Annotated in this window: 12 protein-coding genes; 9 read left to right on the forward strand and 3 right to left on the reverse strand. The window is 66.6% G+C overall.

The window, feature by feature from the left end; all coding sequences use genetic code 11:
• Nucleotides 1–55 precede the first annotated feature (55 nt).
• On the reverse strand, nt 56–1,192 hold the full coding sequence (locus tag F8O06_RS03175; protein ID WP_158037400.1) for a glycosyltransferase: 1,137 nt from the start codon (nt 1,190–1,192) through the stop codon (nt 56–58).
• Between the two features lie 64 nt (nt 1,193–1,256).
• A complete protein-coding gene (gene galE, locus F8O06_RS03180) occupies nt 1,257–2,240 on the reverse strand; it encodes a UDP-glucose 4-epimerase GalE (protein WP_158037401.1) in 984 nt (327 codons plus the stop codon).
• 194 nt (nt 2,241–2,434) lie between these two features.
• On the opposite strand from galE, the gene F8O06_RS03185 reads away from it, so the two are divergent.
• Genes F8O06_RS03185 through F8O06_RS03195 form a run of 3 tightly spaced genes read left to right on the forward strand, consistent with a single transcriptional unit; the run spans nt 2,435 to nt 7,080 of the window.
• The gene (locus F8O06_RS03185) at nt 2,435–2,752 is read left to right on the forward strand and encodes a WhiB family transcriptional regulator (RefSeq protein WP_158031982.1); all 318 of its coding nucleotides are present in this window, start codon (nt 2,435–2,437) and stop codon (nt 2,750–2,752) included.
• A gap of 16 nt (nt 2,753–2,768) precedes the next feature.
• On the forward strand, nt 2,769–5,582 hold the full coding sequence (locus F8O06_RS03190; RefSeq protein WP_158037402.1) for a glycosyltransferase family 2 protein: 2,814 nt from the start codon (nt 2,769–2,771) through the stop codon (nt 5,580–5,582).
• Nucleotides 5,572–7,080, forward strand: a complete 1,509-nt coding sequence (locus F8O06_RS03195) for a DUF5719 family protein (protein WP_158037403.1) — start codon at nt 5,572–5,574, stop codon at nt 7,078–7,080. Before F8O06_RS03190 ends, F8O06_RS03195 begins: the two co-directional genes overlap by 11 nt.
• A 9-nt stretch (nt 7,081–7,089) precedes the next feature.
• Here the strand turns inward: F8O06_RS03195 and F8O06_RS03200 are convergent, their stop codons facing one another.
• On the reverse strand, nt 7,090–7,506 hold the full coding sequence (locus F8O06_RS03200; RefSeq protein ID WP_158031979.1) for a hypothetical protein: 417 nt from the start codon (nt 7,504–7,506) through the stop codon (nt 7,090–7,092).
• Between the two features lie 72 nt (nt 7,507–7,578).
• On the opposite strand from F8O06_RS03200, the gene ahcY reads away from it, so the two are divergent.
• The 6 genes from ahcY (at nt 7,579) to secA (ending at nt 16,504) form a co-directional block, all read left to right on the forward strand.
• Nucleotides 7,579–9,051 carry an adenosylhomocysteinase gene (ahcY, locus tag F8O06_RS03205; RefSeq protein ID WP_158037404.1) on the forward strand — a complete coding sequence of 491 codons (1,473 nt, stop codon included), beginning with the start codon at nt 7,579–7,581 and terminating at the stop codon, nt 9,049–9,051.
• Between the two features lie 3 nt (nt 9,052–9,054).
• Nucleotides 9,055–9,732, forward strand: a complete 678-nt coding sequence (mtrA, locus tag F8O06_RS03210) for an MtrAB system response regulator MtrA (RefSeq protein ID WP_158037405.1) — start codon at nt 9,055–9,057, stop codon at nt 9,730–9,732.
• 2 nt (nt 9,733–9,734) lie between these two features.
• Nucleotides 9,735–11,267 (forward strand): MtrAB system histidine kinase MtrB, encoded by a 1,533-nt coding sequence (gene mtrB, locus F8O06_RS03215; protein ID WP_158037406.1) that lies wholly within the window; start codon nt 9,735–9,737, stop codon nt 11,265–11,267.
• Nucleotides 11,264–12,970 (forward strand): GerMN domain-containing protein, encoded by a 1,707-nt coding sequence (locus tag F8O06_RS03220; RefSeq protein ID WP_158037407.1) that lies wholly within the window; start codon nt 11,264–11,266, stop codon nt 12,968–12,970. The genes mtrB and F8O06_RS03220 overlap by 4 nt, the downstream gene beginning before the upstream one ends.
• A gap of 60 nt (nt 12,971–13,030) precedes the next feature.
• Entirely contained in the window at nt 13,031–13,684 is a 654-nt protein-coding gene (locus F8O06_RS03225; protein WP_158037408.1) for a ComF family protein, read from the forward strand.
• Between the two features lie 129 nt (nt 13,685–13,813).
• Nucleotides 13,814–16,504 (forward strand): preprotein translocase subunit SecA, encoded by a 2,691-nt coding sequence (gene secA / locus F8O06_RS03230; protein ID WP_158037409.1) that lies wholly within the window; start codon nt 13,814–13,816, stop codon nt 16,502–16,504.
• Nucleotides 16,505–16,560: the final 56 nt, after the last annotated feature.

Below are 16,560 nucleotides of genomic sequence, written 5' to 3' on the forward strand. Positions count from 1 at the left end.
GCGTCAGCAGGAAACCGACCGGCATCTCGGTGCGGAGCGGCCCTCCAGGCGGTGATCAGGCCAGGCTGCGATGCAGCGCCCAAATGGCGCGCGCAGAGTCTTCCCAAGTGAACGAGCGAGCCCGATCAGCGCCCTCCTGCGTGAGGCGTTTGACCGCCTCTTTGTCAGTCATGACTGTGCGCATGGCGGCGGCCATGCCGTCGACCAGCGACGAACCCTCCAAAGGCACGCTGAGACCGGCGCCCCCTGTGACCTCGAGCAGTGACTCGGCATCCGGGTAGATGACCGGGGTGCGAGCGACCATCGCATCGAACAGCGGCAGCCCGAGGGCGTCTCCGTCGCCGAAGTAGATCAGAGCGCTGGCCCGGGTGTTCAGCACGGCAAGGGCTTCGTCATCGACCTCGCCGAGAAGCCGCACCTGATCGGCGTTCAGCCCGGAGTCGGCGATGATCCGCGAGGCCGGAGTCTGGCCGGGATCCTGGCGGCCGATGAGCAGCAGCGGTTCGTCGAGGTGTGCCTGAGCGTAGGCGGCCAGCAGCAGTCGCAGGCTGGCCGGCCGTTCGCTGGCGAATGCGATCAGGAATCGATCGGGAAAGCCCAGCTCTCGAGCGCGCCCAGCGACCGACCCACGGGCGACGAGATGGCGGGTGGGCGAAACCGGCACGACCTGCACTCGGTCGCCCATGCGCGTGTTCTGATCGACCAGATGCGCCAGCTCGTGGTGTGTGACCACGATCGCATCGGCGTATCGCTCGGTCAGCTTCAGCAGTCGTCCGATTCGCATGCGCTCACGGCGCGAGAGCGTCTCGGGAGCGGTCCAGATCGCCCCGGAGTGCAGCGTCACGGCGGTCTGAACGCCCGGCTCGAGCATGCGGTTGTGCGAGAAGAACGGGGCCAGCATCGTCGGCGAGTGCGTCGTGCCGTCGCTGAGCAGTCGCGGCGGAATGCCCATGTTCCAAGCGAGCGCGAGCTGACTGCTGCTGGCAGGCAGTCGGATGAGACGGTCGAGTCCCGGAAACTGGGATTCGAGCCGTCGCGTGAGCTCCTGCGGGTGCGAGGCGATGACACCGCTGACCGTATCGCCGTTCTCCGCGGTGCGAATGAGCGCGCGCGTGATCTCGGTGGTGTAACGGGTCACTCCGCTGGGGTCGGCATCGAAGAGATTGTCGATGACCACGCGAAGCTGCGTCATCTGTCCTCCTGTGCGATCATCGCATTGCTGTCGGTGTATGTGGGATGCGGTGCAAGGCCGGGGCTCAGGCCTCGGTGCCGGGGTGGCTGACGAGCCAGGCCTGCCAGGCGCTCGTCACGATATCAGACAGGTCGTGGCTGGCGTGCCAGCCCAGCACCTGATTCACTCGCGAGCTGTCGGCGATGAGCTGCGGAGGATCGCCTGCCCGCCGGCCGCGCACCTCGGGCACCAGATCGCTCCCGGTGACCTTGAGAATCTCGTCGACCACCTGGCGCACGCTGAAGCCGCTGCCGGTGCCGATGTTGAAGGTCGACTCGGGGCGGTCGTCGCCCTTGAGATAGGCGAGCGCACTCAGATGGGCGTCGGCCAGATCGTAGACATGGATGTAGTCGCGCACGCAGGTGCCGTCGGGAGTGGGGTAGTCGTCGCCGAAGATGAGCGGCGCTTTGCCCTGGGCGATGCGGTCGAAGACCATGGGAACGAGATTCAGGATGGCCGGATCGCCGAGGTCGTCCCAGCCTGAGCCCGCGACGTTGAAGTAGCGCAGCTTGGCGACGTGGATGCCGTGGGCGCGAGCCACGGCGTCGATCAGCCATTCACCCGCGAACTTGGTCTGGCCGTAGGGGTTGATCGGCTGGCACACGACATCCTCCGGTACGACGGCCACGTCGGGCTCGCCGTAGACCGCTGCGGAGGACGAGAAGACGATGTTCTGCGCATCTGCGTCGACCATGGCCTGCAGGACGTTGTTCAGGCCGTCGAGGTTCTGGCGGTAGTACCAGAGCGGACGCTCGACCGATTCGCCGACCTGCTTCTTCGCCGCGAAATGGACGACAGAGTCGATCTGCTCCTCGCGCATGATGTCAGCGAGTCGCTCGTTCGCGCCGGCGGCCGAGATGTCGAACTGATGCAGCGTGGCGTCACCGACTCGATCGGCCGCTCCGGTCGTGAGGTCGTCGACGACGACGACGTGTTCGCCGCGCTCCTGCAGCAAACGGACGACATGTGCGCCAATGTACCCGGCACCGCCGGTAATCAGAGTTCCCATGAGAGCCAACTATACCGACTGGTGTCTGCCCGACGCGGATGCGAAGGGCTCGCCGTTTCGAGGATGCGGGGTGGATGATCAGCCATCGGCGGTCTGTCTTCCGATGTGGTTCGACTTGACTCAAGGGAATTACACGGGTGTAATTAGACAGGTCGAATTGCTTACACACCATCTGCACAGAGGGAGGCACCTGCATGGCCGAGCAGCATCTCAGCGCGGTGCCTGACGACTGGTTCGACGACCCCATTCTGCGCGGTGTGGCCGGCTATACCGGCTATGATCGCGAAGCCGGCGTGCTCGAATGGCAGTCTGAGGCGCTGTGCGCCCAGACTGATCCCGAGGCGTTCTTTCCTGAGAAGGGCGGCTCGACTCGGGATGCGAAGCGCATCTGCTCTTCCTGCGAAGTGCGAGCCCAGTGCCTTGAGTATGCTCTTCAGAATGATGAGCGATTCGGTATTTGGGGTGGTCTGAGTGAGCGTGAGCGCAGAAAGCTCAGAAGGCGTGCAGTCTGAAAGGCAGCAGTCTTAGATGAGCGCGCGCATTTTCGCTGTCGTCGTCGTGCACAATGGTGCGTCGCAGCTGGCTGACACGCTCACGGGCCTGCGCCAGCAGACGGTGCAGGCTCCGGTCATCGTCGTCGACACCGCATCCACCGACGACTCTGCGGCCGTCGCCAGGGCCGGCGGCGTCAACTACATCGTTCGCACCGGAGCAGACACATCGTTCGGCGCCGCTGTCGGCGACGCCGTCCACGCCGTCATCCCTGACCTCCAGGACGACGACTGGCTCTGGCTCCTGCACGACGACAGCACCCCTGAACCCACTGCTCTCGCTCAGCTTCTCTCAGAGCACGATCGGTCGCCGAGTGCGCTGCTGCTCGGGCCGAAGCTGATCGACGCCGACCGTCCCGATCACCTCGACGAGTTCGGCCTCACCATGACGACCCGAGGCGAGAAGGTGAGCCCCGCCGCGGGCGAGCTCGATCAGGCACAGTTCGACACACAGTCCGATGTGCTCGCCGTCGGCACGGCAGGCATGCTCGTCCAAGGCGGGCTGTGGAGGCGCCTCGGCGGCCTCGACACCAACCTGGCCTTCAGCGACGACGGACTCGACCTCGGCATCCGCGCACGCCTCGCCGGCGCTCGCGTCGTCACGGTGCCTTCGGCACGTGTGGCGCATCATCGTCTCAGCGAACGCAGCAGCACTCCGGCCGCGCGGACGCGTCGGCCGAAGTATCGTCAGGTGCGCTGGGCCCAGCTGTACCGTCGGCTGAGCTACACCACCGGCACGAGCGCCGTGTTTCTGTGGCTTGCGCTGCCCTTCATCGCGTTCGGGCGAACGCTGCAGCACCTCTTCGACAAGCGTCCCGGACTGATTGCAGGGGAGTGGGCGGCCACTGTCACCGCCATGTTCAGTCGCGGCCGTGTGGCCGCGCATCGCCGACGCATCGCCGACGCATCGGTCGCCCCCTGGTCGGCCATCGAACCGCTGCTGCTCTCGGCGGGCAGCGTGAACCGACTGCGGGCCGATCAGCGTGAAGAGGCCCTCTTCATCGACACCGACGTCGACGACGATGACACGGTGCCGTTCTGGCGCTCGAAGGCCCCTCTGGTCGCTCTCGCGCTGTGGGTCTTGAACGTGCTGCTGCTGTGGCGCCTGATCGCCGCGGGCGAGGTCTCGGGCGGTGCAGTCGAGCCGCTGCGGCCTGACTGGTGGACGAGCTTCACCTCGCTGTTCTCGCTGCAGCACTTCGGCGCCGTCGACAGCGGTTTGATGACCGATCCGAACTCCGCCCTGTGGACTCTGCTCTCCGCCCTCACGTTCTGGCATCCGTCGACCGTCATCGTGCTTCTGCTGCTGACGGCGATGCCGCTCGCCTTCGCGTCCGGCTGGTATCTGATGCGGGCGCTGTCGAAGACGTCTTGGGTGCGCATCGTCGGCGCTGCCGTCTGGGCGCTGTCCCCGGTGTTCGTGCAGGCGCTCGTCTCGGGAGACCTGTCACCGACGGTCTTCCACATCGTGCTGCCTCTGGCGGTCGGCTCTCTGCTTGCGGTGGCGCGCCCCGGAAACGGTCGAGAGCGCTCGATCGGTCGCGCAGCCGCTGCGGGCCTCTGGCTCGCCCTGCTGAGCGCCTCCTCTCCGATCGGATGGGTCGTCCTGCTGGCGGGCATCCTCGTCTGGTCGGTCTTCGCACACCGACTGCTGCGGTCTCTCTGGGCGGTGCTGATCCCCAGCCTCGTGGTCTGGGCGGGGCCGGTGCGCGACGCAGTCGTGACCCACGACTGGCTGGGGCTCCTCTCCGTCGGCGGCTCGCTGCCGTCCAACGGCTCCAACGATCCTCTCGATCTGCTGCTGCCCGGCTCTGCTCCATGGCTGTGGCAGACTCTGATTCCTGCTCTCGACGGCCAGCCGCTGGTCGCACAGGCTGTCGCCGCGATCTCGGCGGCGGCGCTCATCGTCATCGCGCTGGTCGGTCTCTTCACCCATCGCTGGGGACGCGTTCTCATCGGTCTCGTCCTGTTCGCGGCGACCGGTGCGCTGGCCGTCGTGCTCTCTGGGATCACGTCGATCCGGGTCTTCGGAGCGCCCAGCACCTGGGACACGACCCCGCTGCTCTCTGCGGCGACGCTGTTTCTGCTGGTGGCCATCTCGGGCACGCTCGTCGGCGCACGGGTCGGTCTGGCGAAGACGGCGGCCGCCGTCGCCATCTGCGGTGTCGCCGTGGGCATGGCCGCGCCCGGAGCTCTGGCGATCAGTCAGGGCGGGGCCGTGGGGGCGGTCGCGAACACCGCCCCGGCGCTGGTGCAGGCCGAAGAGCGCAACGCCCCCGGCGGGCGTGTGCTCGAGATCGTCGAGAACTCCGACGGGTCGTTCGATGCGACGACGACTCCGTCGGCGTTCTTCGGCACGCTGCAGGGCCGACATCGCCAGGTGATCAGCGCGAGAAGCCTCGACGACGGCCGGCAGCAGGTCGAATCGACCGTATCGAATCTGGCGAGCTACAGCGGCTACGATCCCACAGACGCGCTGAACCAGATGGGGGCCCGTTTCGTCCTGCTGCGCGCCGCTGACTCCACCGTCTCGACCGATCGCGTGAGCTCGGTGCTTGACGCCAACACCGCGCTCGAGCCGGCTGGTCGCAGCGACATCGGTCAGTTGTGGCGCGTCACGGGATCGACTGCGGTGACCGACTCCGGGCCCAGCATTTGGTGGCTCATCGTGCCTCAGGCGATCGTGCTGCTGTTCTTCCTCGCGCTGAGCCTGCCGACCGGCCGCCTGCGCGACGACGCCGAGACGTCGTCGGCACTCTCGCTGCTGGAAGGAGACGCCGATGATGTCTGATACGGCATCCGAACAAACGACCCCGAAGACCTCCGATGCCCCCGCAGCCCAGCCAGAGGCGTCGTCGAGCGGGACGCAGCCGGGCGGCGTTCGTCGTGTCGCTCGCCAGGCCTCCCGGTGGCTGCTGAGTGTCGTGGTCGTCGTCGCACTGGTCGCCGGAGGCTGGGCGCTGACCAGATTCGCCACACCCGAAGTCGACCTCAGTCGTCAGGCCAGCACCGTCGTGCCGGCCTCGGTCGAGAGCACCCGAGTCTGCCCGGTCGGCTTCCGCACCGGGGGCTCCATGACCTCGGTGGACGCCGGTGAGGCCGTGGGCAGAGGATCGATCGCTGCGATCTCTGACTCAGACCTCACGGTGCAGAGCCTCGGCCAGTCCGAGGCGACACCGTTCGGCGCGGCCGGCCGAGTCGCGACGCGCGACGGCGTCTCAGCAAGCACCGTCGTGCGGACCAGCACTGACCATCAGTCTGCCCTGGGCGTGCTCAGCGGTGCCCGGGTCGACGACGGGCAGAGCAGAGGCACGCTGCTGGCCGACTGCACCAGCCCGACGTTCGACAGCTGGATCGGCGGCGGTTCTCAGCAGGTGGGACGCTCCACGTCGGTGCGTGTGGTCAATCCGAGCTCGCTCGCCTCGACGGTGACGCTCACGGTGTTCACCGGCGAAGGACAGCTTCTGTCCAGCACCGGGGAGCTGAATGTCGAAGCAGGCAGCGAGCGTGTGCTGCCGATCTCGGCCGTCACCACCACCGACCAGCAGATCTTCGTGCGCGTGCAGGCGGTGCGAGCACCAGTCGCCGCATTTCTGCAGCAGTCGACGGTTCGCGGTCTCGAAGCCGGCGGCCTTGATGTGCAGGCACCGGGGGCTCAGCCCGCGACGCAGCAGAGCATCACCGGTGTGCGCATCTCCGGTGGCGCCGAACGGGCAGACCTGGCCGGCGAAGGCGGCTGGGAGGACACCCAGCCGGTGCTTCGCCTGCTCTCGCCAGACGAAGGAACAGTCGCACACGTGACGGTGAGCGGCGCCGACTCGCGGTCGTTCGACGTCTCGCTCACGCAGGGAGTCGTCGTCGACACGCCGCTCGGTGACCTGCCCGACGGCGACTACCAGATCTCGACCACGGCCGACGCATCGATCGTCGCTGCAGCGCGTGTGACCTCGGGCGGGCGCGATCAGGCCGACTTCACCTGGCTGCAGAGCTCAGACGCGGTGACGGCGCCGCTGTCGTTCGCTGTTCCTTCGACTCCGACTTCGCTGGCTCTGAAGCTCAGCGGCGCACCGTCGTCGACGGTGTCGGTGCAGGTCGACGGGGCGTCCCGAGACGTTCAGCTCGACGACAGCGGCCTCGGCTCGTTGGATCTCTCGGCGGGGCAGTCCGTCGAAGTGCGCCCGACGCAGGCCGTGCATCTCTCGGTGGTGACGAGCGGTGGCGATGGCATCGCGGCGGCCGCGCTGGCAGGGGCAGAATCCGCTGGTGCGGTGGACGTGCTGGCGCGCTGACGTCGACCGCTAGATCTGGTGGCCGTGCATCTCCCACGGCTGACGTCCAGTGAGTTCGGCGAAAGCCGACAGCACACAGTACTCGATCGTCATCTGACGCTGCACCTCGTCGGCGTCCTCCACCTCGGCGCCGAGGGTCAGAGGCAGGCGATGCAGAACGATGGTGCGCTGACTCTGATCGACCGTCCAACGAGGGTCATGCCCGTCTTTGAGCTGATTCGGCATGTCGGAGAGCAGAACTGTCACGTCGTCGAGTTCGGGGGCCCAGTTCGCCTTGACGTACGAACTCGTGGCGGTGATCCGGTCGATGAGCGCCTGTCGGCGAGAGCCGAGCCTCTGCAGGTACGGACCTCCGACACGGCTGCGCAGACGGCGGTGCCGTGACCGGTGCCCGGAGCGTGACGGGTGAGACGAAGACGCTGACATAGCTCCAGTCTAGAGGCGAGCGCACCGACTACAGTTGGTACAGTCCCTCGATACTGCAAGGAGCACTACCCAATGAGCGAGACCCACGAGCCCTTCGACTATCAGATTCGCGATCTGACGCTCGCCGAGGCAGGTCGGCATCAGATCCGTCTCGCCGAGTACGAGATGCCGGGCCTGATGTCGCTTCGCGAGCAGTATGCCGGGCAGCAGCCGCTGAAGGGCGCTCGTATCGCCGGTTCGCTGCATATGACGGTGCAGACCGCCGTGCTCATCGAGACGCTGGTCGCGCTCGGTGCTCAGGTGCGCTGGAGCTCGTGCAACATCTTCTCGACGCAGGACGAAGCCGCCGCCGCTGTGGTGGTGGGGCCCCACGGCACCCCTGACGCGCCGGCGGGAGTCCCGGTCTTCGCGTGGAAGGGCGAGACGGTCGACGAGTACTGGCAGATGCTCGCTCGGGTGTTCGACTGGTCGCATGAGGCAGAGCAGCAGGGGGCTGACTGGATCGGCCCGAACCTGATCCTGGACGATGGGGCAGACGCCACCGGATTCGTGCACCTCGGCTTCCAAGCCGAGCAGGATGTGACCTCGCGGCCGTCGCATGAGCTCAGCCACGAAGAGACGGCCATGTGGACGGTCATCGACGCGCTGCTGTCGGAACGACCCGGCTGGTTCACTCGCGTCATCCACGACATCAAGGGGTCGTCCGAAGAGACGACCACCGGTGTGCACCGGCTGGCGCACATGGCCCGCGATGGAGAACTCCAGTTCTCGGCCATCAACGTCAACGACTCGGTCACCAAGAGCAAGTTCGACAACAAATACGGCATTCGACACTCGCTGCCCGACGGCATCAACCGCGGCACCGACACACTGATCGGCGGCAAGGTGGTGTTCGTCGCCGGCTACGGCGACACCGGCAAGGGCGCGGCCGAGGCGATGCGCGGCCAGGGCGCTCGCGTGATCGTCTCTGAGGTCGACCCCATCTGTGCGCTGCAGGCGGCGATGGACGGCTTCCAAGTCGCCCGACTCGACGACGTCGCCCACGAGGTCGACATCGTGGTGACCGCCACCGGCGACCTCGGAGTCGTCACCGTCGATCAGCTGCTGAAACTGAAGAATCACGCCATCGTCGGCAACGTCGGGCACTTCGACAACGAGATCGATATGGCTGGTCTCGAACGCCTTCAGGGCGCCAGCAAAGTGAACATCAAGCCGCAGGTCGACGAATGGCACCTGCCGAACGGCCACAGCATCCTCGTGCTCAGCGAGGGACGCCTACTGAACCTCGGCAACGCCACGGGGCATCCCAGCTTCGTCATGAGCGCCTCCTTCACCAACCAGGTGCTGGCGCAGATCGAGCTGTTCACCAACCTCGAGGCATACCCGATCGGTCTGCACCGGCTGCCGAAGGCGCTCGACGAGCACGTGGCACGGGTGCATCTTGCCGCCCTCGGCGTCGAGCTCACCACTCTGACGCCTGCACAGGCCGACTACCTCGGCGTTCCCGTCGACGGCCCGTACAAGCCGGATCACTATCGGTACTGACCTATGGCTCATCGCATTCTCGCCGTCGACGACGATCCCGATCTGCTGGAGATGATCGAGATCGTGCTGCGCGGGCAGGGGTGGTCGGTCGTCACGGCAGCGGACGGACCGTCAGCCGTTCAGACCTGCCGCGATCAGCACCCTGATCTGGTGCTGCTCGACGTGATGCTGCCCGGCTTCGACGGCGTCGAAGTGGCGCGACGCATCCGCAGAGAGTCCGATGTGCCCGTCGTCATGCTCACAGCGCGCACCGACACCACCGACGTGGTCGCCGGGCTCGCTGCCGGCGCAGACGACTATGTGTCCAAGCCGTTCTCACCGCAGGAGCTCGTGGCCCGCATCGAGGCCCGCCTTCGCCGACTGCCCGGAGACATCGCCTCGGTGCTGCGTCTTGGCGCGCTCACGATCGACACCGCAGCGCATCAGGTCACGAAGAACGGCGAGATCGTGCGACTCACACCGCTCGAGTTCGACCTCTTGGCGGCCCTGGCTCGACAGCCTGGGGTCGTCGTCAGCCGCGACCAGCTGCTCGAGGAGGTCTGGGGCTACCACTACAAGGCCGACACTCGACTGGTGAACGTGCACGTGCAGCGCCTGCGGGCCAAGATCGAAGACGACCCGGAGAACCCCGAGTACGTGCTCACCGTGCGCGGCGTCGGCTACACCGCAGGAGAGCGCTGATCGTGGCGGCAAGTCTGCTCCGCGTGCCCGCCCGGCGTCTGATGCAGTGGCTGCGGCGCTCGCTGACGGCTCGCGCGCTCGTGGTGTCTCTGGTGCTCAGCACGCTGACCACACTGCTCGTGTTCGGACTCATCTCACTGCGCATCTCGACCGAGCTGTTCAAGTCGCGCAGCGAGACGGTGGTCGGGCTCAGCCAGTCGGCGATCGAAGACGTGCGATCGATCGGTCTGGGCTCGACGGCGCAGGACGAACAGTCTCTGCAGACGCTGAAAGTGTCGATGCTGCGCAGCGCCGAGTCTCTGGCCCTCTCGCAGCAGGTCGCGCTGCTGCAGACGGAATCAGGCGAGCGGCCGGTGCTGAACAGTCCCGATCTGATCAGCGCCTCGCTGAACGCGCAGAGCATTCCCGCATCCCTGCGCGAACAGGTGCAGGCCAACCCCGACACGATCTTCTGGCAGTCGGCGAAGGGCGCCTCCGGAGAGCCCGCCATCGTGGTCGGCGGTTCGTTCAGCGTGCCGCTCGCCGGCGAGCACGAGATCTACATCGAGAACTCGCTGGCCCCTGAGCAGCAGACGCTGGAGTTCGTGCAGCTGATGCTGTTGATCGCGGCTCTCGTGCTGGTGCTGATGACCGGTGCGATCGCGGTCATCGTCACCTCGCTGATTCTGCGGCCCATTCGCCGCACCGTCCAAGTCTCGAGCCGCCTCGCACGAGGCGACCTCGGGCAGCGTCTGCCTCAGACCGGTGCGGCCGAGGCCGTCGCGCTGGGGCGTTCGTTCAACAAGATGGCCGACTCGCTCGAACGGCAGATCCTCGAGCTGCGTCGGCTGTCGACCCTGCAGCGGCGCTTCGTCTCGGATGTCTCACATGAGCTGCGCACCCCGATCACCACGATCAGTCTGGCGGCAGACGTCATCTACGCCAAACACGACGATCTGGAGGGGGCGACGCGGCGATCGGCCGAGATTCTGCACACCCAAGTGCAGCGCTTCGAACGGCTGCTCAGCGAGCTGCTCGAGACCAGCCGTCTCGACGCCGGCGTCGTCGCGCTTGACCGTTCAGAGGTCGATCTCGTCGGGCTGGTGCGCAGCGTCGTCACCGACTGCGAGGCGCTCTCCCAGCGGCAGGGCAGCCCGATCACGGTGACGGCTCCAGACGGGGCCGTTCCCGCATCCATCGACAGCGTGCGAGTGGGGCGAGCGGTGCGCAACCTGCTCTCGAATGCTCTGGAGCACGGCGCAGGATCACCCATCGAGGTCATCGTCGACCGACCGATCGGGGCGACGCCGGCCGTCGGGCGCATCCGTGTCGTCGACCACGGGCGCGGCATCTCGGCCGACGATCTGGAACACGTGTTCGACCGGTTCTGGCGGGCCGACGCCTCGCGTCAGCGCACACTCGGCGGCACCGGGCTGGGGCTGTCGATCACACGTGAGGACATGCAGCTGCACGGCGGCAGCGTTTCGGCCGAGTCCGAGCTGGGGCACGGCGCGACGTTCACGATCACGCTGCCGCTCGAAGAGGAGAGCGCATGATGAGCGGGCCGAAACGAGTGCTCGTCGGGCTGGTCGCCGCTGTGCTGCTGCCGGTCGCTTTACTGCTCGGCGGATGCGTCCGGCTGCCCGATTCCGGGTCGCCGCAACGCGTGGTCGACAGCGGAGGCAGCGAGAACAGCAGCGGCTACGTGGTCAACGCCTCGGGGCCGGCTGACGGCGCGAGCCCGATCGAGGTCATCAACGGGTTCATCCTGGCGTCGGCCGACACCAGAGGCAGCCACTCTGTCGCCCGAGAGTTTCTGACCGACGGTCTGGCAGCCAGCTGGCAGCCAGATGCGCAGGTGCAGGTGCTCGACAGCATGCCCGACCTCGACGATCACGACAGCGGCCACGTCGAGGCGACGGGTGCGCTGCAGGCGACGGTCGACGCCGTCGGCGTCTACCGCGAGCAGACGTCTCGGCTGAAGCAGGAGTACTCGCTCGTGCAGGTGAACGGGCAGTGGCGCATCAGCTCCGCACCCGACGGAGTGCTGATGACTCGAGCGAGCTTCGACCTGGTGTTCAGAGCAGCGCGACTCGCCTACCTCTCGACGTCCGGCGACACGCTCGTGCCCGACGTCCGCTGGTTCCAGGCGGGCGACCAGACGGCCACACGACTGGTCAAGGCCTTTCTCTCCGGCCCCGTGCCCACCGTGCAGGCCGGCGTGCAGCAGCTGATCGGCAGCGATCTGCATCTTGCGGTCGAGGCCGTGGGCGTGAGCAGCGGGGTCGCCTCGATCTCGCTGAGCGGTGAGTTCCTCTCACTCGACGAACTGCACCAGCGTCAGGTGAAGACCCTGTTGGTGCGCTCGCTCGAGCAGGTCGACGACATCCACGAAGTCAGTCTCACCGTCAACAATCTGCGCATCGATCTGCCCACCATTCCGACCGCTGAGATTGATTTTCCCCATACCCAGAACGGCGTCGTGCTCGGGTCCGAAGGCGAGAGTCTGCAGGCCATGGACGGCCAGAGCTGGCAGCCGGTCGATCCTCTGCCATCCGAGCTGCAGCCAGTTCGCTCGGCGCTGACCGACACCTCGGTCAGCTCGCTGAGCGTGGCGCGTGGGCGACTGGCCGCGGCCGCAGCCGACGGCATGCACTACATGGGCGACGACCAAAACGCGCGCGTACTGAGCGGAACGGCATCGGGCGTCGCGTCGATCGACGTCGTCGGCACCGCCTGGACGCTGCGCGACGGCCAGATCGTCTGGGTCGATGCCAACAGCGGAGTCTCGGGTGCGCTGCCGCTGCCCGCAGACGTCGTCGGCACCGGAGCCGTGGTCGCCACTGCAGCAGCTGCGGATGGTGCCCGCGTCGGAGTCGCGGTGGCCGAGGGGCAGAGCATTCGCCTGCTGGCGTTCGGTGTGCGTCGTGACGCGACGGGGCATCCGGCCGAGCTCACCGCGGCGACAGAGCTCGGACAGGCGTCAGGCACGGTGACGGCCCTCGCCTGGAACGCCGACGACCAGGTCGCAGTGGCTCTCGCTCCGGAGTCCTCGACAGGTGAAAGCACGATCCTCGTGCGTTCGATGAGTGGGCGGGGCACTCAGGCCACAGTGCACGGGCATGTCACGCAGCTCGTCGGCGCGCCCCGCGACGGTCAGCTGCGCGTGGTGAGCGACGATCGGCTCTTCTCTGTGCAGAGCGGCAGCGTGACCGAACTCGGCGTGCGCGTCTCTGCACTGACCACCATCTGGCATTGACGCGTGCACAGGGGCGTCGAGAGCTGGTCTGTCGATTTCTGTCTGGGCGATTCTCGACGCATGGACGTCATGGGCGCGCTGCGCGAGATCGGAACGCTGCTGCTGCCCGAGACCTGCCTTGCCTGCGGAGGCCGGACGTCGACGGCTCTGTGCATCACCTGTCTGCAGGCGTTCGACGATTCTCCGACGGCCGTGTGCGTCGACGGTGTGCCCTGCCTGGGGTGGGATGACCACGACGGTCGCATCCGCGTCGTCATCCGTGCGGTGAAAGACGATCGGCGCACGGCCGAACTCGGCTTGCTGCGCATGCATGCGAACCGGCTTGCAGCAGTCGCACGCCGACGGCTCGCTTCTGACGGCGCAGTGTGGGCGGCGCTGCCGTCGTCGGCGGCTGCCCGACGCCGACGAGGCTTCTGTCTTGCCGAGCGGGCATTCGGCCGCAGCGGGGAGTCCGTGCGCGAAGACGTGCTCTGGCCGGTTCGGAAGCTGCATGACCAGCGGGCGCTCAGCGCGTCGGGCAGACGAAGCAACCTCGCAGATGCGCTGTATGCGGATCGGGGCGTGGTCGACGGGCGGCAGGTGCTGCTGATCGACGACGTGATGACGACGGGCGCCACCATGCGGGCGGCGAGAGACGCAGTGCTCGCGTCCGGTGGAGACGTCGTCGGAATGCTGGTGCTTGCGCGAACGCCTCGTGCGCTGGCTGCTCGATGAGAGAGCTGGGCATTCTCTGAGATGGCTCCACACTTCTCTTGCAGACACGTAGAATGGTTCGGTGTGCGCCCTGCGGCAGCGACTGACAGTGTGCTGAGGCCTGCACGAGACCTGAGAGAGAGTGGACACGTGGCTGGAATCGTCGACAACATCCTGCGCATCGGTGAGGGGCGCATCCTCAAACGACTGAAGCGGGTGGTCAGCCAGGTCAACGCGCTGGGCGACGACTACAAAGAGCTCAGCGATGACGAGCTTCACGAAGAGACGCAGCGTCTGCGTGACCGCTATGACAGCGGCGAGACGCTCGACGATCTGCTGCCCGAGGCATTCGCCGCCGTGCGCGAGGCCGCCGACCGCACGTTGGGCATGCGTCACTTCGACGTGCAGATCATGGGCGGCGCGGCACTGCACCAGGGCAACATCGCCGAGATGAAGACCGGTGAGGGCAAGACCCTGGTCGCGACGCTGCCGGCCTACCTGAACGCGATCGCGGGCAAAGGCGTGCACGTCGTCACCGTCAACGACTTCCTGGCCAAGTACCAGAGCGATCTGATGGGCCGCGTGTTCCGTGCGCTGGGCATGACCACCGGCTGCATCGTCGCCGGGCAGACTCCGCAGCAGCGCCGCGAGCAGTACGCCGCCGACATCACCTACGGCACGAACAACGAGTTCGGCTTCGACTACCTGCGTGACAACATGGCCTGGCAGAAGAGCGACCTGGTGCAGCGCGAGCGCTTCTTCGCCATCGTCGACGAGGTCGACTCGATCCTGATCGACGAGGCGCGTACCCCGCTGATCATCTCGGGTCCCGGTGACGGCGACGCCAACCGGTGGTTCGGCGAGTTCGCCAAGGTCGCCCGTCGCCTCAGAGAGGGCACTGACTACGAGGTCGACGAGAAGAAGCGCACCATCGGCGTGCTCGAGTCCGGCATCTCGAAGGTCGAAGACTACCTCGGCATCGAGAACCTGTACGAGTCGGCGAACACACCGCTGATCTCGTTCCTGAACAACGCCATCAAGGCCAAGGCGCTCTTCAAGCGCGACAAAGACTATGTGGTGCTCAACGGCGAGGTGCTGATCGTCGATGAGCATACGGGCCGAATCATGCAGGGGCGTCGCTACAACGAGGGCATCCATCAGTCGATCGAGGCCAAAGAGGGCGTCGAGGTCAAGGCCGAGAACCAGACCCTCGCCACGATCACGCTGCAGAACTACTTCCGCTCGTATGACAAACTCGCCGGCATGACCGGTACCGCCATGACCGAAGCGGCGGAGTTCTCGAGCACCTACGAGCTCGGCGTCGTGCCGATTCCCACGAACAGGCCCATGATCCGCAAAGATCAGGCCGACTTCATCTTCCGCACGGCCGAAGCTAAGTTCCACGCGGTCGTCGACGACATCGTCGATCGGCATGAGTCCGGCCAGCCGGTGCTGGTCGGCACCACGAGCGTCGAGAAGAGCGAGTACCTCTCGCGTCTGCTTGCCAAGCGCGGGGTCAAGCACGAAGTGCTGAACGCCAAGAACCACTCGCGTGAGGCCGCGATCGTGGCTCAGGCCGGTCGCCTCGGGTCGGTCACGGTGGCCACGAACATGGCCGGTCGTGGTACCGACATCATGCTCGGCGGCAACGCCGAGTTCCTGGCGGTGTCTGAGCTGGCCAGCCGCGGGCTCTCGCCGACCGAGACCCCAGAAGAGTACGAAGAGGCCTGGGACACCGCCTTCGCCGACGTCAGACAGCGTGTGCACGACGAAGCCGAGAAGGTCATCGAGGCCGGCGGTCTGTACGTGCTCGGCACCGAGCGGCACGAGTCACGCCGCATCGACAATCAGCTGCGCGGTCGTTCCGGCCGTCAGGGAGACCCTGGCGAGTCGCGCTTCTACCTGTCACTCGAAGACGATCTGATGCGGCTGTTCAACTCGTCGGCGGCCGAGGCGCTGATGGCTCGCACCTCGCCAGAAGACGAGACGCCGATCGAGTCGAAGATGGTCTCGCGTGCGGTCGAGAACGCCCAGGGGCAGGTCGAGGCGCGCAACACCGAGATTCGCAAGAACGTGCTGAAGTACGACGACGTGATGAACCGCCAGCGCAACGCGATCTACGCCGACCGTCGGCGCATCCTCGATGGGGCCGACCTCGCCGAACAGGTGCAGGGCTTCCTCACCGACAGCGTCGAGGCGATCGTCGACGACCACGTGACCTCGGGGTCGGCGGCTCAGTGGGATCTCGACGGACTCTGGCGTGACCTCAAGGGCGTCTTCCCCGTGTCGGTCACCCGTGACGAGGTGATCGAAGAGGCCGGTGGCGACCTTGGTCGAGTCACCGTGTCGATGCTGAAAGAGCAGCTGCTCTCAGATGCCCGCATCGCCTACGAGAAGCGCGAGCAGCAGCTCGGCGAAGAGGCCATGCGCGAGCTCGAACGCCGCGTCGTGCTCTCGGTGCTCGATCGCAAGTGGCGCGATCACCTCTACGAGATGGACTACCTCAAAGAGGGAATCGGCCTGCGGTCGATGGCGCAGCGCGATCCGCTGGTCGAGTACCAGCGCGAGGGCTTCACGATGTTCAACCAGATGATGGGCGGCATCAAAGAGGAGTCGATCGGGTTCCTGTTCAACCTCGATGTGCAGATCGAGCACAAAGACATCGACGGCGACGGCATTCCCGACGTGCAGGTCGAGGCGAAGGGGCTCGATCGCACCGACAAGCCTGCGCAGTACAGCTACTCTGCGGCTGACGAAGACGGCGCCGAGAGCGACGGCGGCGAAGGCAAGCCTGCACCGGCCGCCAATCGCGCCCAGCGGCGCGCCAACAAGCAGAAATAGCCGTCGCGGGCGCATACGTCGCCGATGGAGCAGTCAGGCCGGTCGTCCCACCTGGG

The sequence above is a fragment of the Pseudoclavibacter sp. CFCC 14310 genome (genome assembly GCF_008831165.1).
Classification (GTDB): Bacteria; Actinomycetota; Actinomycetes; order Actinomycetales; family Microbacteriaceae; genus Pseudoclavibacter_A.

Excerpts from the sequence above, each read along its gene's own strand:
- galE (WP_158037401.1), bottom strand. The coding sequence starts at position 2,240 with ATGGGAACTCTGATTACCGGCGGTGCCGGGTACATTGGCGCACATGTC.
- ahcY (WP_158037404.1), top strand. The coding sequence starts at position 7,579 with ATGAGCGAGACCCACGAGCCCTTCGACTATCAGATTCGCGATCTGACG.
- F8O06_RS03195 (WP_158037403.1), top strand. The coding sequence starts at position 5,572 with ATGATGTCTGATACGGCATCCGAACAAACGACCCCGAAGACCTCCGAT.
- F8O06_RS03200 (WP_158031979.1), bottom strand. The coding sequence starts at position 7,506 with ATGTCAGCGTCTTCGTCTCACCCGTCACGCTCCGGGCACCGGTCACGG.
- F8O06_RS03225 (WP_158037408.1), top strand. The coding sequence starts at position 13,031 with ATGGACGTCATGGGCGCGCTGCGCGAGATCGGAACGCTGCTGCTGCCC.
- mtrA (WP_158037405.1), top strand. The coding sequence starts at position 9,055 with ATGGCTCATCGCATTCTCGCCGTCGACGACGATCCCGATCTGCTGGAG.
- F8O06_RS03190 (WP_158037402.1), top strand. The coding sequence starts at position 2,769 with ATGAGCGCGCGCATTTTCGCTGTCGTCGTCGTGCACAATGGTGCGTCG.
- F8O06_RS03185 (WP_158031982.1), top strand. The coding sequence starts at position 2,435 with ATGGCCGAGCAGCATCTCAGCGCGGTGCCTGACGACTGGTTCGACGAC.
- F8O06_RS03175 (WP_158037400.1), bottom strand. The coding sequence starts at position 1,192 with ATGACGCAGCTTCGCGTGGTCATCGACAATCTCTTCGATGCCGACCCC.
- F8O06_RS03220 (WP_158037407.1), top strand. The coding sequence starts at position 11,264 with ATGATGAGCGGGCCGAAACGAGTGCTCGTCGGGCTGGTCGCCGCTGTG.